The organism is Streptomyces sp. NPDC013187, assembly GCF_042899705.1.
Lineage (GTDB): Bacteria > Actinomycetota > Actinomycetes > Streptomycetales > Streptomycetaceae > Streptomyces > Streptomyces hawaiiensis_A.
The window spans coordinates 1-19,901 of the sequence record NZ_JBIBAF010000013.1; the positions used below are offsets into that span (position 1 = coordinate 1).

Consider the following 19,901-nt stretch of genomic DNA (forward strand, 5'->3'; position numbering starts at 1 on the left):
ATTATTTTTCTTGGTGGTTTGCCCCCCCGCGCCCGGGCTGCACCCCGGGCGGTGTGTGGGGGGGGGGCCCGCGGGGGGTTTTTTTTAAACCGGGGGGGGGGGGGGCCCCCCCACCCCCCCCCCCCCCCCCCGCTCCCAGTTGGCTCGGGCTCAGGCCCGACGGGCCGTCAGACCTCCACGACCACAGGCAGGATCATCGGCCGGCGCCGGTAGGTGTCCGAGACCCACTTGCCCAGCGTGCGGCGCACGAGCTGCTGGAGCTGGTGGGGTTCCACGACGCCGTCCTGGGCGGAGCGTTCGAGCACTTCCGTGATCCTGGGGACCACGTCGCCGAAGGCGGAGTCCTCGATGCCGGAGCCGCGGGCCTGGATGTGCGGGCCGCCGGTGATCTTCCCGGTGGACGAGTCGATGACCACGAAGACCGAGATGATGCCCTCGTCTCCGAGGATCTTGCGGTCCTTGAGGGCCGGCTCACCGACGTCACCGACCGAGAGGCCGTCGACGTAGACGTATCCCGCCTGGACCTTGCCGGAGATCTTCGCCTTGCCCTCGACGAGGTCGACGGCTACGCCGTCCTCGGCGATGACGATGCGGTCGTGCGGGACGCCGGTCAGGGCGCCCAGCTCGGCGTTGGCCCGGAGGTGGCGCCATTCGCCGTGCACCGGCATCAGGTTCTTCGGGCGGCAGATGTTGTAGAAGTACAGCAGCTCGCCCGCGGAGGCGTGGCCGGAGACGTGGACCTTGGCGTTGCCCTTGTGGACGACGTTGGCGCCCCAGCGGGTGAGGCCGTTGATCACGCGGTAGACCGCGTTCTCGTTGCCAGGGATCAGGGACGACGCGAGGATCACCGTGTCGCCCTGGACGATGCGGATCTGGTGGTCGCGGTTGGCCATGCGGGACAGGGCCGCCATCGGCTCGCCCTGGGAGCCCGTGCAGACCAGGACCACCTCGCTGTCCGGGAGGTCGTCGAGGGTCTTGACGTCCACGACCAGGCCCGGGGGGACCCTCAGATAGCCCAGGTCCCGCGCGATGCCCATGTTGCGGACCATGGAGCGGCCGACGAAGGCCACACGGCGGCCGTACTCGTGTGCCGCGTCCAGGATCTGCTGGATGCGGTGCACGTGGCTGGCGAAGCTCGCGACGATGATGCGCTTGCGGGCGCCCGCGAAGACCTGACGCAGGACGTTGGAGATCTCCCGCTCGGGCGGGACGAATCCCGGCACCTCGGCGTTGGTCGAGTCCGAGAGGAGGAGGTCGATGCCCTCCTCGCTCAGGCGTGCGAACGCGTGGAGGTCCGTGAGGCGGCTGTCCAGCGGGAGCTGGTCCATCTTGAAGTCGCCGGTGTGGACCACCATGCCCGCGGGGGTGCGGATGGCCACGGCCAGCGCGTCCGGGATGGAGTGATTGACCGCGATGAACTCGCAGTCGAAGGGGCCGATGCGCTCGCGGTGCCCCTCCACCACCTCGAGGGTGTAGGGGCGGATGCGGTGCTCCTGGAGCTTGGCCTCGATGAGGGCGAGGGTCAGCTTGGAGCCGATCAGCGGGATGTCCGGCTTCTCGCGCAGGAGGAAGGGGACGCCGCCGATGTGGTCCTCGTGCCCGTGCGTGAGCACGATGCCCTCGATGTCGTCGAGGCGGTCCCTGATGGACGAGAAGTCCGGCAGGATCAGGTCGATTCCGGGCTGCTCCTCCTCGGGGAAGAGCACTCCGCAGTCGACGATCAGCAGGCGGCCGCCGAATTCGAAGACCGTCATGTTCCGGCCGATTTCGCCCAGGCCGCCGAGCGGGGTGACACGCAGGCCGCCTTCGGGGAGCGGCGGGGGCGTGCGGAGTTCGGGATGCGGATGACTCAAAAGACTCTCCTCACCACGCACGCCACGTACCGGTAGGGCACGTGGCGCGCGTGACGTTCGTGCAGAAGCAGTTGTCTGTGTGGGGTGCGCGGGCACCGGTGGCCCGCTTATTCAGTTGTGAAGCAGTTGCGCGGGGGTCCGCGCGAAGTCTGATGTCAGAGCTGTACCCCGCCGGCAGCAAGATCGATCTTGAGTTGCTCGATCTCCTCGGGCGCGCATTCGACCATAGGCGCGCGCAGAGGCCCGGCGGGCAGTCCCTGCAGGGCGAGCGCCGCCTTGGTCGTCATCACGCCCTGGGTGCGGAACATGCCCGTGTAGACGGCGAGCAGCTGCTGGTGGATCTCGGTGGCCTTCTGGACGTCGCCCGAGGTGTACGCCTCGACCAGGGCGCGCAGCTCGGGGGTGACGACGTGCCCGACGACCGAGACGAAACCGACCGCGCCGACCGAGAGCAGGGGCAGGTTCAGCATGTCGTCGCCGGAGTACCAGGCGAGGCCGGAGCGGGCGATGGCCCAGCTGGCGCGGCCGAGGTCGCCCTTTGCGTCCTTGTTGGCGACGATGCGCGGGTGCTCGGCGAGGCGGACGAGCGTCTCGGTGCTGATCGGGACGCCGCTGCGGCCGGGGATGTCGTAGAGCATCACCGGAAGGCCGGTGGTGTCGGCGACGGCCGTGAAGTGCCGGTAGAGGCCTTCCTGCGGGGGCTTGTTGTAGTACGGGGTCACGACGAGCAGGCCGTGTGCGCCGGTGCGCTCCGCGGCCCGGGCGAGTTCCATGCTGTGGTGGGTGTCGTTGGTACCGACTCCGGCCACCACGTGGGCGCGATCGCCGACCGCCTCCAGGACCGCCCGTACGAGATCCGCTTTCTCCGCGTCGCTGGTGGTCGGGGACTCGCCGGTGGTGCCGTTGATGACCAGGCCGTCGTTGCCTGCGTCCACCAGATGGGCGGCGAGCCGCTGCGCGCCGTCGAGGTCGAGTGCGCCGTCCGCCGTGAAGGGCGTGACCATGGCGGTGAGGACCCGCCCGAAGGGGGTCTGCGGAGTCGAGGTCGGAGCCATGGGTTACACGCTACTCGTTGCTCAGGACCGGGTCTGCCCATGGGGCAGGCGACAAGTCGCGACAAAGGTGGAGCCCGGCACTGCCTGCTCGGGGGTTCAAGCAGTGCCGGACCCGTTTGATCAGGCTAGATGAACTTCTCCAAATGCCGCAATACGGACACTTCGCGCGGCTGAACCGTACATCTGTACCTGATCGGGAAAACCTGGACGCGTTACGGCGCCACGCGGCCGTTCGCGTTGAAGGCGGCGTAGGTGAGCGGCATGAGCCGGGACCACTCGGCCTCCATCTTCTCGCCGACCATCTCGATCTCGCGCTGCGGGAAGGACGGGACCTTCGCCAGCTCGTGCTGGGTGCGCAGGCCGAGGAAGTGCATCAGCGAGCGGGCGTTGCAGGTGGCGTACATCGACGAGTACAGGCCGACCGGGAGGACCGAGCGGGCCACCTCGCGGGCGACGCCGGCGGCGAGCATTTCCTGGTAGGCCTCGTACGCCTGCCGGTAGGAGTCCTCCATCACACGGCCGACCAGTTCCTGCTGGGCCTGCGTGCCCTCGACGAAGACGTACTTGCCCGGGCGGCCCTCCTGGACCAGCTTGCGGGACTCGTCGGGGACGTAGAAGACGGGCTGGAGCTCGCGGTAGCGGCCGCTCTCCTCGTTGTACGACCAGCCGACGCGGTGCCGCATGAACTCGCGGAAGACGAAGATCGGGGCGCTGATGAGGAAGGTCATCGAGTTGTGCTCGAAGGGGCTGCCGTGCCGGTCCCGCATCAGGTAGTTGATCAGGCCCTTGGAACGCTCGGGGTCCTTCTTCAGCTCGTCCAGGGACTGCTCGCCCAGGGTCGAGACGCGTGCGGCGAAGAGGACGTCCGCGTCGGACGCGGTGTGCTTGACCAGCTCGACGGTGACGTCGCTGCGGAAGCTGGGTTTGAGGTCGTCGGCGGGAGTGTCGGTCACGGTTGGCAGGGCCTTCCCATCTCGTCGTGTGGCGACGCCACTCTACGGCCCGGCCGATTCGGCGCGATCGGTGCCGTGCCGCAATGAAGTCGGTGAAACAGGGCACCTCTGAGGGAGTTCGTTCGTCTCTACAGACGAAAGTGATCCGTCCCACCCTTGAAGGAGACATACCCCTGATGTTCGGTCGGCGTGAACCCGTACCGTTTGCCTTCGTCGCCGAGGCCGACAGGTTCCGCAGCAATGTCACTCCCCCACCGCGCGAGCGGTCGTCCTTCGGTCAGATGGCCGGGCGTTGGCTGCTGGGGCTCACCATCGTGGCGGGGCTCGTGGGGTCCCTGGTCATCGGGACGCCCGCGCTGACGCCCGACAAGACGGCTGATCAGCCTCAGCAGTCGCAGGCGTCCGACAAGCGCTGAACCCCACCGGGCCGGCGGTGACTCCATCCGGCCCCCCGCCAGTGGTGACCGGGGACACAGATCGGTAGCCTCACCGGGCACAGCCCACGCATGGATCGAGTGAGGACCAGCCGTGCCCCTGCCCTTCCTGACGGCCGACCGCGTTTTCGAGGCGGCGGACGACGTTCCGTTGCCCCACGAAGACCGTGACCGCTGGCGGCGTCCGTACCGGCCCGGGCCGTGGCGCGTCGTGGTGGCCGCCCTCGCGCTGCTGCTCGCCTCGTTCGTGCTGTTCGCGGCGGTCATCATCGCCGCGACGGCCCAACTCGCTTCGGCGGCCCTGGTGTTCGGTCTGGCGCTGCTCGTCATCGCCGTGGCGCTGCGGCTGCTGCGGGTGGGTGTGTGGGTCAGCCCACGCGGGCTGCGGCACGTGGGGTTCCTCACGACGCGTACGGCGTCCTGGGAGCAGGTCGTCTCCGTGCGTACGGTGCAGCAGCCGGTGCGCTGGCTGGGACTGCCCCGGACCGTACAGGGGCAGGCGCTGCTGCTCGGGCGCCAAGGCCGGGAGGCGGGCGATCTGCCGCCCTTGATGACCACGCACAACGCGGACTTCCTGGGGCGCTCGGAGGCCTTCGACCGTGCGGCCGACTCGGTCGAGGCGTGGGCCGCGGACTACGGCCCGCGCTGACGTCTGAAGCATGACGGACATGACGGAGGGGCCGGACCGTGAGATACGGTCCGGCCCCTCCGTCATGGGTGGGCGGCGGTTCAGGCCGCTTCGGGCTGCTTGCCGTCGTGCAGGGCGATCGCGCGCTGCATCGCCTTGCGGGCGCGCGGGGTGTCACGGGCGTCGTGGTAGGCGACGGCGAGACGGAACCAGGTGCGCCAGTCGTCGGGGGCGTCTTCCGTCTCGGCCTTGCGCCGGGCGAAGACCTCGTCGGCCGAGTCGCGGTCGATGCGCCCGCTGGGGGTGCGCCGCAGTTCGTCGACGGGCAGCCCGCCCTCGGCGTCGAGTTCGGCGGCGAGTTGATCGGCCCTGCGGGCGAACTGGGTGTTCTTCCACAGGAACCACAGGCCGATGACCGGCAGGATCAGCACCGCGACACCGAAGGTGACGGTGAGGGGCGTGCCGATCTCGATGAGCAGGACGCCGCGGCTGCCGACCAGGACGAAGTAGACGACCAGGACGGCGGCGGTGAGGGCGTAGGTGAGCTTCGCGCGCATGACGGTCAGGGGCTCAGTTCAGGTCCAGGAAGTGTTCGAGGCCGAACGTCAGGCCCGGGGTGCTCACCACGCGGCGGGCGCCGAGCAGGATGCCCGGCATGAAGCTGCTGTGGTGGAGCGAGTCGTGGCGGATGGTGAGTGTCTCGCCCTCGCCGCCCAGCAGGACCTCCTGGTGGGCCAGCAGGCCGCGCAGGCGGACGGAGTGCACGGGGATGCCGTCGACGTCCGCGCCCCGCGCCCCGTCCAGGGCCGTCTCCGTGGCGTCCGGTGCCTGGACCGCACCCGCCTCGGCACGAGCCGACGCGATGAGCTGGGCCGTGCGCGTGGCGGTGCCCGACGGGGCGTCGACCTTCTTCGGATGGTGAAGCTCGATGACCTCCACCGACTCGAAGTACGGTGCCGCGATCTGCGCGAACCTCATGTTCAGTACGGCCCCGATGGAGAAGTTCGGCGCGATGAGCACGCCCGTCTCCGGGGAGGCGGAGAGCCAGCCGTTCAGCTGCGCGAGGCGCTCGTCGGTCCAGCCGGTCGTGCCGACGACCGCGTGGATGCCGTGGCCGACGCAGAAGTCGAGGTTGGCCATGACGGAGTCGGGCGTGGTCAGTTCGACCGCGACCTGGGCGCCGGTTTCGGTCAGCGTCTCCAGCTTGTCGCCCCGGCCGAGGGCGGCGACCAGTTCCATGTCCTCGGCGGCTTCGACGGCTCGTACGGCTTCCGAGCCGATCCGGCCCTTGGCGCCGAGGACCGCCACGCGCAGCTTGCTCATCTCTTGTGCTTCCTTCACCAGGGGATCGTCAGGCGACGGCGTCGTCGAGGCGGGTCGCCTGTTTGTCCTTCAGCGGGCCGATGACCGACAGGGAGGGCCGCCGTCCCAGGATCTCGCGGGCGACCTCCCGGACGTCGTCCGGGGTGACCGACGCTATCCGCGACAGCATGTCGTCGACGGACATCTGCTCGCCCCAGCACAGCTCGCTCTTGCCGAGACGGTTCATCAGCGCGCCGGTGTCCTCAAGGCCGAGGACCGTGGACCCCTGGAGCTGGCCGATCGCACGCCCTATCTCGTCGTCCGAGAGGCCGTGCTGGGCGACCTGGTCGAGTTCGTCGCGGCAGATCTTCAGCACGTCGTGCACCTGCGAGGGCCGGCAGCCGGCGTAGACGCCGAACAGGCCGCAGTCGGCGAAGCCGGAGGTGTACGAGTACACGCTGTAGGCCAGGCCGCGCTTCTCGCGGACTTCCTGGAAGAGGCGGGAGGACATGCCGCCGCCGAGGGCGGTGTTCAGCACGCCCAGGGCCCAGCGGCGCTCGTCCGTGCGGGACAGGCCCGGCATGCCGAGCACGACGTGCGCCTGCTCGGTCTTGCGGTCGATCAGGTCGACGCGGCCCGCGGTGCGCAGGGCGCGCTTGCCGCTGCGCGGGGCGACCGGGTCAGCGGCCGGGTCCTTGAAGGCACCGGCCTTCTCGAAGGCGGCGCGGACCTGCCGTACGACCTTGGCGTGGTCGATGTTGCCGGCGCAGGCGACGACCAGGTGGGTCGGATCGTAGTGCTTCTTGTAGAAGCGGCGGATGCGGTCGGCGGTGAGGGCGTTGACCGTGTCGACCGTGCCGAGGACCGGGCGGCCGAGGGGGTTGTCGCCGAACATCGTGTGCGCGAACAGGTCGTGCACGCAGTCGCCCGGGTCGTCCTCGGTCATGGCGATCTCTTCGAGGATCGCGCCCCGCTCGACGTCGACGTCGTCCTCGCGGATGAGCGAGCCGGTCAGCATGTCGCAGACGACGTCGATGGCCAGCGGCAGGTCGTTGTCGAGCACGCGTGCGTAGTAGCACGTGTACTCCTTCGCCGTGAACGCGTTCATCTCGCCGCCGACCGCGTCGAGTGCGGCGGAGATGTCCAGGGCCGACCTGCGGCTGGTGCCCTTGAAGAGCAGGTGCTCCAGGTAATGGGTGGCGCCGTTGAGAGCCGGGGTCTCGTCGCGGGAGCCTACGTGCGCCCAGATGCCGAAGGTCGCGGAGCGGACCGAGGGCTGGGTCTCGGTGACGATGCGCAGGCCGCCGGGGAGGGTGGTCTTGCGGACCGTACCGATGCCGTTCTCGCCCTTGATGAGGGTTTGGGTACGGGCGACGGCCCGCGCCTCCGAGGAGGTGCGGGCCGTCGCCTGGAAGCCACGGGACGTCACTTGTCGCCGTCGTCCTTCTGCTCGTCGCCGTCTTCGCCCTCGATGACCGGGATCAGGGAGAGCTTGCCGCGGGAGTCGATCTCGGCGATCTCGACCTGGACCTTGGCGCCCACGCCGAGAACGTCCTCGACGTTCTCCACGCGCTTGCCGCCGGCCAGCTTGCGGATCTGCGAGATGTGCAGCAGACCGTCCTTGCCGGGCAGCAGGGAGACGAACGCGCCGAAGGTGGTCGTCTTCACGACCGTGCCCAGGTAGCGCTCGCCGACCTCGGGCATCGTCGGGTTGGCGATGCCGTTGATCGTGGTGCGGGCGGCCTCGGCGGAGGGGCCGTCGGCGGCACCGATGTAGATGGTGCCGTCGTCCTCGATCGTGATCTCGGCGCCGGTGTCCTCCTGGATCTGGTTGATCATCTTGCCCTTGGGGCCGATGACCTCGCCGATCTTGTCCACGGGGATCTTGACGGTGATGATCCGCGGGGCGTTGGGGGACATCTCGTCCGGCGTGTCGATCGCTTCCATCATCACGTCGAGGATGTGGAGGCGGGCGTCACGGGCCTGCTTGAGGGCCGCGGCCAGGACGGAGGCCGGGATGCCGTCCAGCTTGGTGTCGAGCTGGAGGGCGGTCACGAAGTCCTTCGTGCCGGCGACCTTGAAGTCCATGTCGCCGAAGGCGTCCTCCGCACCGAGGATGTCGGTGAGGGTGACGTAGTGCGTCTCGCCCTCGATCTCCTGGGAGATCAGGCCCATGGCGATACCGGCGACGGGGGCCTTCAGCGGCACACCGGCGTTCAGCAGCGACATGGTGGAGGCGCAGACCGAGCCCATGGACGTCGAGCCGTTGGAGCTCAGCGCCTCGGACACCTGGCGGATCGCGTAGGGGAACTCCTCGCGTGTCGGCAGGACCGGCACCAGGGCGCGCTCGGCGAGGGCGCCGTGGCCGATCTCGCGGCGCTTGGGGGAGCCGACGCGGCCGGTCTCGCCGGTGGAGTACGGCGGGAAGTTGTAGTTGTGCATGTAGCGCTTGCGGGTCACCGGGGAGAGGGTGTCCAGCTGCTGCTCCATGCGGAGCATGTTCAGGGTGGTGACGCCCAGGATCTGGGTCTCGCCACGCTCGAACACGGCGGAGCCGTGGACCCGCGGGATGGCCTCGACCTCGGCGGCCAGGGTGCGGATGTCGGTGACACCGCGGCCGTCGATGCGCTTCTTCTCCTTGATGACGCGCTCACGGACCAGGGTCTTGGTCAGCGAGCGGTACGCGGCGGAGATCTCCTTCTCGCGGCCCTCGAACTCCGGGAGGAGCTTCTCGGCGGCGAGACCCTTGACGCGGTCGAGCTCGGCCTCGCGCTCCTGCTTGCCGGCGATGGTCAGCGCGGAGGCGAGCTCCGGCTTGACGGCGGCGGTGAGCGCCTCCAGGACGTCGTCCTGGTAGTCGAGGAAGATCGGGAACTCGCCGGTGGGCTTGGCGGCCTTGGCGGCGAGGTCCGACTGGGCCTTGCAGAGCACCTTGATGAAGGGCTTCGCGGCTTCCAGACCGGCGGCGACGACCTCCTCGGTCGGCGCCTCGGCGCCGCCCTCGACCAGCTTGATGGTCTTCTCGGTGGCCTCGGCCTCGACCATCATGATCGCGACGTCGCCGTCCTCCAGGACGCGGCCCGCGACGACCATGTCGAACGCGGCGTCCTCGAGCTCGGTGTGCGTCGGGAAGGCCACCCACTGGCCGCGGATCAGCGCGACGCGGACGCCGCCGATCGGGCCGGAGAAGGGCAGGCCGGCCAGCTGCGTGGACGCGGACGCGGCGTTGATCGCGACGACGTCGTACAGGTGGTCGGGGTTGAGCGCCATGATCGTGGCGACGACCTGGATCTCGTTGCGCAGGCCCTTCTTGAAGGAGGGGCGCAGCGGGCGGTCGATCAGGCGGCAGGTGAGGATGGCGTCCTCGGAGGGACGGCCCTCACGGCGGAAGAAGCTGCCGGGGATCTTGCCGGCGGCGTACATCCGCTCCTCGACGTCCACCGTGAGGGGGAAGAAGTCGAGCTGGTCCTTGGGGTTCTTGGAGGCGGTGGTGGCCGACAGCACCATGGTGTCGTCGTCCAGGTACGCCACGGCGGAGCCGGCGGCCTGCTTGGCCAGGCGGCCCGTCTCGAAGCGGATGGTGCGGGTGCCGAAGGCGCCGTTGTCGATGACGGCCTCGGCGTAGTGGGTCTCGTTCTCCACTAGCGTTATCTCCTCGTCTTCGTCCTTGTCGCTGCCCGTGTGGCAGGGGGACGGTTGCGGAGAAGCGCTCCGGGCTGTGCGGGCCGGTCTTCGATCGAAGCACCCGGGGCTCGCTTCCCCCGGGGGCCACTACCGAGGACCGGCGGCGGCTGGGTGCGCCTCTCCTCTTCTTGTTGTGCTGTGTCGTCCGTATTGCGTTGTGCTACCACACTACAAAGCAGTGGTGACACTCCGCACGTACAGCAAAGGGAGCGGCCCCCATTCTCCGGGAACCGCTCCCCTTACGGCGTCTTACTTGGCGCCCGCCGCACCACGGCGGATGCCGAGGCGGTCGACCAGCGCGCGGAAGCGCTGGATGTCCTTCTTCGCCAGGTACTGGAGAAGGCGGCGACGCTGACCCACGAGGATCAGCAGACCACGGCGGGAGTGGTGGTCGTGCTTGTGGGTCTTGAGGTGCTCGGTCAGGTCCGAGATGCGGCGCGAGAGCATGGCGACCTGGACCTCGGGGGAGCCGGTGTCGCCCTCCTTCTGGCCGAACTCGGTGATGATCTGCTTCTTCGTAGCGGCGTCGAGCGGCACGCGTACTCCTCGTAGTCTGTGATGGCCACCGAGTGCCCCCGGTCTGTGTCTCGGGGGAGCTTCCATGACTCGGAAGGCGGGGATCCGCTGGGCGCGGCCTCCAGAGCGGTGGGCTCCGGGGGTGCGTACACAAACGGCCGTCGACCAGGGTACCAGGCGACCGGGGTCCTGTTTGCCCTGGTCTCCCGAACCTCCCGGCCGGAGCGGAGGTCGCCACTAGGGTGAGCGGATTCGGACCGTTCGTACGTCGGGAAGGGGTCGCTGCGGCATGGCGGAGACGGCTGAGGAGATCAAGGCACGCAAGGAGCGGGAGCGGGACGAGCTCTACGCCCTCGACATCTCCGGTGTCGAGTGGCACAGCGCGCCGGGCACCGAGGAGCACGAGGAGCGGGTCGAGATCGCCTATCTGCCCGAGGGGGCCGTGGCGATGCGGTCGTCGCTCGACCCGGGCACGGTGCTGCGCTACACGGAGGCGGAGTGGCGGGCGTTCGTACTCGGGGCGCGGGACGGAGAGTTCGATCTCGAGCCCGGCTCCGCGCAGTAGTGGCCACGCGCGCGTGGCCCCTGTCCGGGGCACGCGCGCGTAACGATCAGGCCACGACCACGGCCGCGCCGCCGGCGGCACAGCCCGCGGTTTCCTCACCCGCCGGCACAGACTGCCGCTGTCGTACGCGTCCGTGCCGGCCCAGGTGACCGGTGGCAGGGCCCGACCTCGTCGTCGGGAGTGACGGCGCCGCGTTCGGAGACGAGTCGGCCTGCCGCACCGGCTTGCCGTCACCGAGGTCGACGAGGGCCGCGTGTCGCGGAGGGCCTCCTTGCCACTGCGGTCGTGGAAGAGGACGGCGCCTCGGTTCTCGACGGTGACATGACGGGTCTTTCCGCTGATCGGTCCGCCGAGCCGGAGCGCTGAGGTCCCGTCGCCCACAGCCGCGTCTGTGCCCAACTCGAATCCGAAGGCACCGCTCCGTCATCTCCCGGAAGTCGAGCCTGCCCTGGCTCGGTGCGGCCGCGGGCTTGAGGTCCCCGTGCGCCGTCTCGGGCCCCCACAGCCACACCGCGGGACGACATCGGCAACGCAGCGGCGATCACGGGGATGCGCTTCCTGCGCGGCCGGTCGGCCGCCACCAGGACCGGGTGAGCACGGACGAGAGCGCGCCGAAGCTCAGCTCGGCGATCCCTTCGCTGGTCGGCGCAGACGGCGGCTCAGTTACCGGCCATGGACCGCGCGGACGCGTACACGTCGAACACGGCGAGTGTCAGCGGGACCAGTGTCAGCAGGACGAAGGTCTCGGCGATCTCCGTGAAGCGCCCCCAGAAGGGAGTGACTCCGCTGCGCGGTGCGATCAGGCCGATCGCCGTCAGCAGGCCGGCGGTCGCGGCGATCGCGGCCGCGAGCCACACCGAGCGGATGTCCAGGCCGGTGGTGTCGCCCTGGATCGCGTCGCGCAGGAATTCCCCGGGCGGGTTCAGGGCGAGCCCGAGACCGAGGAAGACGAGGGCGGCGAGACCGGCGGCAAGCGTGGCACCGACCTGCGCGGTGTAACGGAACAGGTGGGCGCGCATCAGCATGGCGATACCCGTGGCGAGGGCGAGGAGCTGCGCCCACACGTCGTCGGAGAAGCCGAGGACGATGGACGCGCCGACCGTGACGAGCGCGCAGCCACCGACCAGACCGACCAGGAGTTCGTGACCGCGGCGGACCTGAGCAGCGATGCGCCGGGCGTCGACGGGCTCGTGCTGACCGGTGGGCTCCTCGGTGGTGTAACCACGGCCCGGGTTGGGCGGTTCGAAGCCGATGGGCAGCCTGGCGAAGCGCATGGACAGGCCGGGCAGGAACGCGAGGGCGCTGACCGCGAGCGGCGCGCAGACAGCGGCCGTCTCGATGGGCTTCAGCTGCGTGAGCATCGCGACGAACGTGGTCAGCAGGCCGATACCGGAGGCGAACACGAACGCCACGAACGGGCCGTCTCCGCTGGGCGACACCAGCGTGAGGACCAGTGCGGCGACGAGGACGGCCGCACAGGCGAGCAGGAACTGCAGGCGTCCGATGCCCTGGCCCTCCGACAGCGGGAGCAGTCCGGAGCCGGCCACGGCGATGTTCGGCAGGGCACCCAGGCCCAGGGCGACGGCCGATCCGCGGTCGTCGTAGACCCGCGCGCGGACGCACGAGATGGTGATGAGGAGGAGACCGGTGACGGCGGCCAGGACGCCCTGGAGGCCGTTCATGTCGTGGCGGATCTCCGAACTCCAGACCACGAACGCAAGCAGCGCAGGCAGGACCCCGCCGGCGACCAGACCGGCGGCCCGGGTGAGGGTGCCGCTCCACAGCGTGCGGTCCTCGGTCACAGCGGAAGCGACCGCCTCGGAGACGTCGTCGTGGACCGCGGGCGGCAGCGACTCGGCGAACGGACGCAGTGTCAGCAGCTCGCCGTCGAGGATGCGCTGGGCGGCGAGGGAGCGGGACCCGTCGAGGACGGTGCCGTCCCGGCGCACGAGGTGGTAACCGACCGGGGCACCCTCGGCGGGGCTCTGCCGGGAGAACCGCAGAATCTCCGGGTAGAGGTCGGCGACTGACACGTCGTCGGGCAGCGCGACGTCGATACGGCTGTCCGGCGCCACGATGGTGACTCGGCAGAATCCGAACCCGGTGCCCGCCCCGGAAGGAGCTCCGGTGCCCGCTCCGCCGGTCGTGCCGGTCGGCGCGGAGGCCATCATGCTCACCTGCTGTTCCCCCTCGTCGATGGTGCGGCGCTCGCGGCGTCGAGCGCGCGAGCGCCGATAACGATGCTGTCGGGTCGCGCCTTGCCACCACCCGGGCGGCCGGTCGTATGAGCCCCGTCTCCCGGGAACAGGCGGCGAGCACTCCCCCACGAACAGTGCGGAATGTCTGGGTCTTCGGGCGCCCGCTTCGCAACTGCTCACTTGTCTCACGGGCACCCTACCGCCCACCGGTGTCACTGGTTGTCAGTAGGATCGCGCTTCGCGATCGACGCTCGCCGGACACGGGGCGGCGGACGGAACGGTCGGTCCGGCAAGGGAATTGGTGCGAAGTGAGCCACATCGTCGTCAAGCGCCCACCGAGGGCTCTGCCGCGGGAAGTGCCCACGGACGAGGTCCTCTTGCAACCGCCGCCGGAGCTGCCGCGCGGGGAGCGGGAAGGCGCCATGATGCAACTCCTGCCCATGCTCGGCATGGGCGGGTCGGTGGTGTTCTTCTTCAACCCTCAGGCTCAGCCCTTCATGAAGATCATGGGCATGGTCATGGTGGCCTCCACGATCGCGATGGGCATCGCGATGCTGATCCGCTACCGGCGGGGCAGCCAGGGCCAGATCGCCGACATCCGCCGCGACTACCTGCGGTACCTGTCGCAGACCCGGCGTGCGGCGCGGAAGACCGCCGAGGCACAGCGCGACGCCCAGTACTACCTGCACCCTTCGCCGGAGCAACTCTGGGCGCTGGTCGCCGAGGGCAGCCGGGTGTGGGAGCGCCGCTCCGGCGACGAGGACTTCGGGCAGGTGCGTGTGGGACTCGGCGCGCAGTCCCTGGCCACCCCGCTGCTCCCGCCGGAGACCGCGCCGGTGGACCAGTTGGAGCCATTGACGGCGGGCGCCATGCAGCGCTTCCTGGCCACACACAGCACGCTCGAGGATCTGCCGATGGCGGTATCACTGCGGGCCTTCTACCACGTGTCGATCAGCGGTGAGCCGGACACCGTGCGCGGCACGGCCCGCGCGGTGACGGGCGCCCTGGCCTCGCTGCACTCCCCCGAGGATCTCGTCATCGCCGTCGTCACCGGGCGGGATTGCGCACCCGAGTGGGAGTGGACGAAGTGGCTGCCACACGTACAGGCCAGGGGTGAGGCGGACGGCGCCGGCAGCCTGCGTCTGATCACCACGAACCCGCTCGAGCTGGAGGACCTGCTGGGGGCCGGGCTCCAGAGCCGCCCGCGCTTCCACCCGAGCGCGCCGCCGGTGCCCGAACAGCCACACGTGGTGGTCGTCCTGGACGGTGTCTCGCTGCCGCCGACGTCCCTGCTCGCCAGCCCTGAGGGGCTGCAGGGCGTGACGGTCCTGGAGGTCGTACCCGGCGAGCTCACCGCCGGACGCGGCGACCTGTCCGTCGTCGTGCGCCCGCGCGAACTGCGTCTGGAATCGGCGCACGGCATGGTCTACGAGGGCACGCCCGACGTCCTGTCCCACCCGGCGGCGGAGGCGCTCGCCCGGCAGCTGGCGCCACTGCGGATGGCCTCCGGCGGTGAGGACGACGAACCGCTCCTGGCCAACTTGGAGTTCACCGACCTGCTGAACCTCGGGGACGCCGCTGCCGTCGACCCGAGGCGCACCTGGCGGCCGCGTTCGCAGTCCGAGCGGCTGCGCGTGCCGATCGGTGTCGGCGAGGACGGCCGGCCCGTGATGCTCGACCTCAAGGAGGCCGCCCAGGAGGGCATGGGGCCGCACGGCCTGTGCGTCGGCGCCACCGGTTCCGGCAAGTCGGAGCTGCTGCGCACCCTGGTCCTCGGTCTCGCGGTCACCCACTCCTCCGAAACGCTGAACTTCGTCCTCGCCGACTTCAAGGGCGGTGCGACGTTCGCGGGCATGTCCCGGATGCCGCACGTGGCCGCGGTCATCACCAACCTCGCCGACGACCTGACCCTCGTCGACCGCATGGGCGACTCGATCCGCGGTGAGCTCAACCGCCGCCAGGAGATGCTCCGCGACGCGGGCAACTACGCCAACATCCACGTCTACGAGAAGGCCCGCGCGGCCGGTGCCGCGCTCCAGCCGATCCCCTCGCTCGTCCTCGTCATCGACGAGTTCAGCGAACTGCTCACGGCCAAGCCGGACTTCATCGAGATGTTCGTGCAGATCGGCCGTATCGGCCGGTCGCTCGGCGTGCACCTGCTGCTGGCCTCGCAGCGCCTGGAGGAAGGACGTCTGCGCGGCCTGGAAACCTACCTCTCCTACCGGATCGGTCTGCGTACGTTCTCGGCGGCCGAGTCGCGCGCCGCGATCGGCGTCCCGGACGCTTACGAGTTGCCTAACGTGCCGGGTTCCGGCTTCCTGAAGTACGGCACGGACGAGATGGTCCGCTTCAAGGCGGCGTACGTCTCCGGCGTGTACCGCTCCAGCGCCCAGCAGGCAGCGTCGTACGGCGGTCCGCTCCCGGTGGACCGCCGGCCCGTGCTGTTCACCGCGGCGCAGGTGCCGGTCCATTACGTGCCGGTGCCGCAGCAGCGGCAGGAGGAGGAGCCCGAGCGGACCGACGACGCGCTCGCCGACACCGTGCTCGACGTGATCGTGCGGCGGCTGGAGGCGCAGGGCCCGGCGGCCCACCAGGTGTGGCTGCCGCCACTGGACAGCCCTCCGTCGCTGGACTCCCTGCTGCCCGGCCTCGCCGCCGTGCCCGGCCGCGGGCTGACGCAGCCCGGGTACGAGGGCGCGGGCCGGCTGGTGATTCCCGTCGGCATCGTCGACAAGCCGTACGAGCAGCGCCGTGACTCGCTGTGGACGGACTTCGGCGGCGCGGCCGGCCACATGCAGATCCTCGGCGGTCCGCAGTCCGGCAAGTCGACCCTGCTGCGCTCGATCGTCGCCTCGTTCGCGCTGACGCACACCCCGCAGGAGGTCCAGTTCTACGGCCTGGACTTCGGTGGTGGCGGTCTGGCTTCCGTGGCGGGCCTGCCGCACGTCGGCGGCGTCGCCTCACGCCTCGACCCGGAGAAGGTCCGGCGCACGGTCGCCGAGGTGTACGGCATCATGACTCGCCGCGAGGAGTACTTCCGCACCTCGGGCATCTCCTCGATCGCCGAGTTCCGCACCCGGCGCGCACGCGGCGAGATCTCCACGACCGACCAGCCGTGGGGTGACGTCTTCCTGGTCGTCGACGGCTGGGGCAACTTCCGCCAGGACTACGAGGGTCTGGAGCCGGCCGTCGTCGACATCGCTGCGCGCGGCCTCGGTTACGGCATGCACCTGATCCTCACCGCCTCACGGTCGATGGAGGTCCGCTCCAACCTCAAGGACCACCTGATGAACCGCCTGGAGCTGCGACTCGGCGACGCGATGGACTCCGAGTTCGACCGCAAGGTGGCGGCCAACGTGCCGACCGGTGTCCCCGGGCGCGGCCAGACCCCGCAGCGGCAGCACTTCATGGCGGCGGTCCCCCGCATAGACGGTCTGTCCTCCGACACCGATCTGGCCGAGGCGACACAGGCGCTCGCCGCCGAGGTCTCCCGGCACTGGCAGCAGCCCGCTGCCCCAGCGGTGCGGCTGCTGCCCCGGGAGTTCTCGGCGCAGCAGCTCCCGCCCGGTAACCGCTTCCCGAACCGCGGCGTCGCCTTCGCGCTCGACGAGGACAACCTCGAGCCGGTGTTCGTCGACTTCGAGCAGGACCCGTTCTTCCTCGTCTTCGGCGAGAGCGAGTCCGGCAAGTCGAATCTGCTCAAGCTGCTCATCCAGCGGATCACCGAGCGCCACAACGGCAACGAGGCGAAGCTCTTCGTGGTCGACAACCGGCGCTCGCTGCTCGGCGTGACCCCGGACTCACATCTGGCGGAGTACATCCCCATGTCCAACCAGATGCAGCACCACATGGACGCGCTGGCCAACCTGATGCAGCGCCGTACGCCGACCGCCGATGTCACTCCCGAGCAGCTGCGCGACCGCAGCTGGTGGCAGGGCCCCACGGTGTACATCGTCATCGACGACTACGACCTGGTGTCCACGTCCAGTGGCAACCCGCTGGCAGGCCTCACGGAAATGCTGCCGTTCGCCCGGGACGTCGGTGTCCGCTTCATCATCGCCCGCTCCACCGCGGGCGCGGGTCGCGCGGGCTACGAGCCGTTCATGCAGCGTATGAAGGAGCTCGGCGCCCAGGGCGTCATCCTCGCCGGCGACTCCGCCGAGGGCGACCTGCTGGGGGGCGTACGGCCGCGTCCGATGCCCGCGGGGCGGGGCGTGTTCGTGTCGCGGAAGCGGGGGAAGCCATTGGTCCAGGTGGGGTTGGTGGCGGACGGGCTTCGGTGACGGGCACCGCCGGCTCGGCTCGGGGTCGCTTCGCTTCGACGGGGCGGCCCCGTTGCCGTGAGGTTCTGGGGAAACAGGAGACGGACAGGACGCGGAGGGATCCCGTTGGCCTGTGGTGACTCCCCCAAGGCCTCGTGGCACGCCTCGTCCCGTTCCCACACACAGCAGGGTGGGCGCCTCCCGTGCGCGCCCACCCTGTGCTCGTCCCGCGAACAGCCGTCCTTTACAGGAAGTAGCTGGCGGCCTTCTTGTCGCCTTCCATGTACGTACCACCAGACTGGCCGACGACGTGGCCGATGCCCGTCAGTGCCTGGTGGATGTCGTTTGCTTCCTTGTCCCAGCGGGCCAGCTTGTCGCCGAAGGTGCCCTGGGCTTGACCCGCCCAGTACTGCTTGCTGCTCTCGACCAGCTTGCGGAGCTCCGCCAGGTCCTGCTCCAGCTGCTTCGCCTCGTTGCCGATGTTCGTGGCCGCGAAGTCCAGCGCGTCATAAGTTACGGAAAGACCGTCACCGTTACGGCTCATGCCTACCTACCTCGTATCGCTCGTGTGCGGTGGGTGATGTGGGGTGAACTGTCATGCTCGATGCCCTGAAACCGGACCGGAGGTCTCGGTTCGGGCCACTCACATCGAGTTGAAAGCAGACGGCTGAACCGTAGGAGCACCGTCCTGGAGGTTGATGCGGTTGACTGCCGCGCGGACCTCGTCTTCCTTGCTGTCCTTGATGTTGCGCGTGGTGGTCATGGCATCCATGACCTCACCGAGGATGTTGCCGATCTTGCCGAGGGACTCGTTGATCTCGTACTGCTTCCGGTCGAACTCGGCGCGACCAATACCCTGCCACTGGCCTTCGAGGCCGTCGATGACGCCCTGAAGGTTGTGCACCCGCTTGCGGATGCTCTCGTACTTCTCGAACATCTGCTTCTGCAGCCTGACTACTGCTGCATCTTCGAGCTTCTGGTCCATCGCCATGGCCAGCCGTCCCTTCCGCTGTGTGTTGTCTGGTCGATTGGTCCCGCGTCACCTCGAGGTTCGGAGGAGGCGAACGCGATGTTGATACCGAGCCGAAGGCCCCGTGGCTCACGCCCAGGTACTCAGTCGGCTCGGGCGGCTGGTCCAGTCACCTGGCGCGGCGCGCCCGCAGTACGGCTGCGCCGGCACCGCCGATCACGATCACTGCGCCTGCGGCGCCCAGGGCGATCCACAGGGTGCTGTCGCTGCTGTCGTGGGCGGCCACTTCCGCGTTCGATCCTGCCGCCGAAGTACCGTCGGCTGAACCCTTTTCTGGGGCCTGTGACGCGGCTGATGCAGAAGCGGAGGGGGTGGAGGAGGAGCCGGCCGCGTTGTCGACGTTGTCGTTGTTGCGTGCGTCCCGTGCCCCTGCCTTGGCCAGTACGTCGCCGCCATTGATCTTCGCCAGCGGGTCGACGTCCGGCGCGCCGGCATCGTAGTCGGGGTCCGCCAGGACGACTCGCGGACGGACCATTCCATAGCCCGCGTACTTGCTGGGTTCATCCTTGGGCCAGCCGCGTCCGGCGGTGTCGATCAGCGCTCGGGTGACCTGGTTGACGGTCCAGTCGGGGTGGGCGGACCAGATGAGGGCGGCGGAGGCGGAGACGAGGGCGGCTGCGTGGCTCGTCCCGCGCTGTTCGCAGTACGAACGGAAAGCCTCGTCGCACCACCCAGGCACTCCGTCACCGGGCGCCACCAGGTCGGCGAAACCGTGCGATGACTTCTTGGCGAAGTCCGAAACGTTGTAGGAGGAGCCGACTGCCGCAACACCCAGTACGTAAGGGTAGATGGCCGGCGCATCGGGGAATCCGTCGTTTCCTACGGACGCGACAAGCAGCTTACCCTTGGAGGCAGCGTATTTCACGGCCGCCTTGCCCTCCTTGGAGTTCATTCCTCCGAGGGACATGTTGATGATCTTGGCGTCGCTGTCGGCCGCGGCTCTCAGGGCCTGCGCGGAATCGGGCGTCTTTCCGTACTCCGCCGGATCATTCTCCAGTCCGTCGAGAGCAACTCGGTAGGGAACGATCTTCGCTCCGGGCGCCAGTCCCTGAATGCCCCCGCCTGCTCCCGTGCCGGCGATCAGCTCCGCCATGGTGGTCCCATGGCCGGTGAAATCCTTGGTGACGTGATAATCGACAGCCTTGGGGACTTCGCCGGTCAGTACCTGGCTCTTGAGCGATGACGTGTTCGGGTTGACACCGGTGTCGATGACGGCAACCTTGACACCCTCCCCCGTGCTGACGTCCCACATCTGGTCGGTCTTCATCGGCCCCAGGTACCACTGCATCGACTGGGCGTCAGCCGCGGAGGCGTTCGGGGTCAGCCCTATGCTCAAGGCAGCCAGGGCGCCGGAGAGCGCGCTGATCGAACGCGCCCAGCTGCCGCACCGTGTCCCGAGCAGCGTCGTCGCTGACTTCATG

General features: G+C 69.4%; 16 protein-coding genes. 4 read left to right on the forward strand and 12 right to left on the reverse strand.

What is annotated here, in order from left to right; all coding sequences use genetic code 11:
* Window positions 1-167: 167 nt before the first annotated feature.
* The 3 genes from ACFY5B_RS26575 to thyX all read right to left on the reverse strand — a co-directional run bounded on the left by ACFY5B_RS26575 (window position 168) and on the right by thyX (window position 3,861).
* Entirely contained in the window at window positions 168-1,853 is a 1,686-nt protein-coding gene (locus ACFY5B_RS26575; RefSeq protein ID WP_389973477.1) for a ribonuclease J, read from the reverse strand.
* 155 nt (window positions 1,854-2,008) lie between these two features.
* Window positions 2,009-2,908: a 4-hydroxy-tetrahydrodipicolinate synthase gene (dapA, locus tag ACFY5B_RS26580; RefSeq protein ID WP_104789166.1), complete on the reverse strand. Its 900-nt coding sequence runs from the start codon at window positions 2,906-2,908 to the stop codon at window positions 2,009-2,011.
* 212 nt (window positions 2,909-3,120) lie between these two features.
* Window positions 3,121-3,861 carry an FAD-dependent thymidylate synthase gene (gene thyX, locus ACFY5B_RS26585; protein WP_389973480.1) on the reverse strand — a complete coding sequence of 247 codons (741 nt, stop codon included), beginning with the start codon at window positions 3,859-3,861 and terminating at the stop codon, window positions 3,121-3,123.
* A gap of 176 nt (window positions 3,862-4,037) precedes the next feature.
* Between thyX and ACFY5B_RS26590 the strand changes: the two genes are divergently transcribed.
* On the forward strand, window positions 4,038-4,277 hold the full coding sequence (locus ACFY5B_RS26590) for a hypothetical protein (RefSeq protein ID WP_389974039.1): 240 nt from the start codon (window positions 4,038-4,040) through the stop codon (window positions 4,275-4,277).
* Window positions 4,278-4,389: 112 nt separating this feature from the next.
* Window positions 4,390-4,944, forward strand: a complete 555-nt coding sequence (locus ACFY5B_RS26595; protein WP_389973483.1) for a hypothetical protein — start codon at window positions 4,390-4,392, stop codon at window positions 4,942-4,944.
* A gap of 80 nt (window positions 4,945-5,024) precedes the next feature.
* Here the strand turns inward: ACFY5B_RS26595 and ACFY5B_RS26600 are convergent, their stop codons facing one another.
* From ACFY5B_RS26600 to rpsO, 5 genes are all read right to left on the reverse strand, one after another.
* Entirely contained in the window at window positions 5,025-5,480 is a 456-nt protein-coding gene (locus tag ACFY5B_RS26600; protein WP_389973486.1) for a hypothetical protein, read from the reverse strand.
* 13 nt (window positions 5,481-5,493) lie between these two features.
* Window positions 5,494-6,246 (reverse strand): 4-hydroxy-tetrahydrodipicolinate reductase, encoded by a 753-nt coding sequence (gene dapB, locus ACFY5B_RS26605; protein ID WP_389973489.1) that lies wholly within the window; start codon window positions 6,244-6,246, stop codon window positions 5,494-5,496.
* Window positions 6,247-6,274: 28 nt separating this feature from the next.
* A complete protein-coding gene (locus tag ACFY5B_RS26610) occupies window positions 6,275-7,654 on the reverse strand; it encodes a M16 family metallopeptidase (protein WP_389973492.1) in 1,380 nt (459 codons plus the stop codon).
* Window positions 7,651-9,867, reverse strand: coding sequence for a polyribonucleotide nucleotidyltransferase (locus ACFY5B_RS26615; protein WP_389973495.1), 2,217 nt, complete (start codon window positions 9,865-9,867; stop codon window positions 7,651-7,653). Before ACFY5B_RS26615 ends, ACFY5B_RS26610 begins: the two co-directional genes overlap by 4 nt.
* A gap of 291 nt (window positions 9,868-10,158) precedes the next feature.
* Complete coding sequence (rpsO, locus tag ACFY5B_RS26620; RefSeq protein ID WP_003993372.1) at window positions 10,159-10,446, reverse strand: 30S ribosomal protein S15; 288 nt, start codon at window positions 10,444-10,446, stop codon at window positions 10,159-10,161.
* Between the two features lie 268 nt (window positions 10,447-10,714).
* On the opposite strand from rpsO, the gene ACFY5B_RS26625 reads away from it, so the two are divergent.
* Window positions 10,715-10,990, forward strand: coding sequence for a DUF397 domain-containing protein (locus ACFY5B_RS26625; RefSeq protein WP_389973498.1), 276 nt, complete (start codon window positions 10,715-10,717; stop codon window positions 10,988-10,990).
* Between the two features lie 659 nt (window positions 10,991-11,649).
* Here ACFY5B_RS26625 and eccD read toward each other — a convergent pair.
* Window positions 11,650-13,161, reverse strand: coding sequence for a type VII secretion integral membrane protein EccD (eccD, locus tag ACFY5B_RS26630; protein WP_389974042.1), 1,512 nt, complete (start codon window positions 13,159-13,161; stop codon window positions 11,650-11,652).
* Between the two features lie 335 nt (window positions 13,162-13,496).
* On the opposite strand from eccD, the gene eccCa reads away from it, so the two are divergent.
* Window positions 13,497-17,471 carry a type VII secretion protein EccCa gene (gene eccCa / locus ACFY5B_RS26635; RefSeq protein WP_389973501.1) on the forward strand — a complete coding sequence of 1,325 codons (3,975 nt, stop codon included), beginning with the start codon at window positions 13,497-13,499 and terminating at the stop codon, window positions 17,469-17,471.
* Window positions 17,472-17,694: 223 nt separating this feature from the next.
* Here eccCa and ACFY5B_RS26640 read toward each other — a convergent pair whose 3' ends face one another.
* The 3 genes from ACFY5B_RS26640 to ACFY5B_RS26650 form a co-directional block, all read right to left on the reverse strand.
* A complete protein-coding gene (locus tag ACFY5B_RS26640) occupies window positions 17,695-17,994 on the reverse strand; it encodes a WXG100 family type VII secretion target (RefSeq protein WP_389973503.1) in 300 nt (99 codons plus the stop codon).
* A gap of 99 nt (window positions 17,995-18,093) precedes the next feature.
* Window positions 18,094-18,441, reverse strand: coding sequence for a hypothetical protein (locus tag ACFY5B_RS26645; RefSeq protein ID WP_389973506.1), 348 nt, complete (start codon window positions 18,439-18,441; stop codon window positions 18,094-18,096).
* A gap of 148 nt (window positions 18,442-18,589) precedes the next feature.
* A complete protein-coding gene (locus ACFY5B_RS26650; protein ID WP_389973509.1) occupies window positions 18,590-19,900 on the reverse strand; it encodes a S8 family serine peptidase in 1,311 nt (436 codons plus the stop codon).
* Window position 19,901: the final 1 nt, after the last annotated feature.

Coding starts and splice junctions, on each gene's coding strand:
- dapA (WP_104789166.1), bottom strand. CDS start 2,908: ATGGCTCCGACCTCGACTCCGCAGACCCCCTTCGGGCGGGTCCTCACC.
- ACFY5B_RS26590 (WP_389974039.1), top strand. CDS start 4,038: ATGTTCGGTCGGCGTGAACCCGTACCGTTTGCCTTCGTCGCCGAGGCC.
- ACFY5B_RS26600 (WP_389973486.1), bottom strand. CDS start 5,480: ATGCGCGCGAAGCTCACCTACGCCCTCACCGCCGCCGTCCTGGTCGTC.
- dapB (WP_389973489.1), bottom strand. CDS start 6,246: ATGAGCAAGCTGCGCGTGGCGGTCCTCGGCGCCAAGGGCCGGATCGGC.
- ACFY5B_RS26625 (WP_389973498.1), top strand. CDS start 10,715: ATGGCGGAGACGGCTGAGGAGATCAAGGCACGCAAGGAGCGGGAGCGG.
- eccD (WP_389974042.1), bottom strand. CDS start 13,161: ATGATGGCCTCCGCGCCGACCGGCACGACCGGCGGAGCGGGCACCGGA.
- ACFY5B_RS26640 (WP_389973503.1), bottom strand. CDS start 17,994: ATGAGCCGTAACGGTGACGGTCTTTCCGTAACTTATGACGCGCTGGAC.
- ACFY5B_RS26645 (WP_389973506.1), bottom strand. CDS start 18,441: ATGGCGATGGACCAGAAGCTCGAAGATGCAGCAGTAGTCAGGCTGCAG.
- ACFY5B_RS26650 (WP_389973509.1), bottom strand. CDS start 19,900: ATGAAGTCAGCGACGACGCTGCTCGGGACACGGTGCGGCAGCTGGGCG.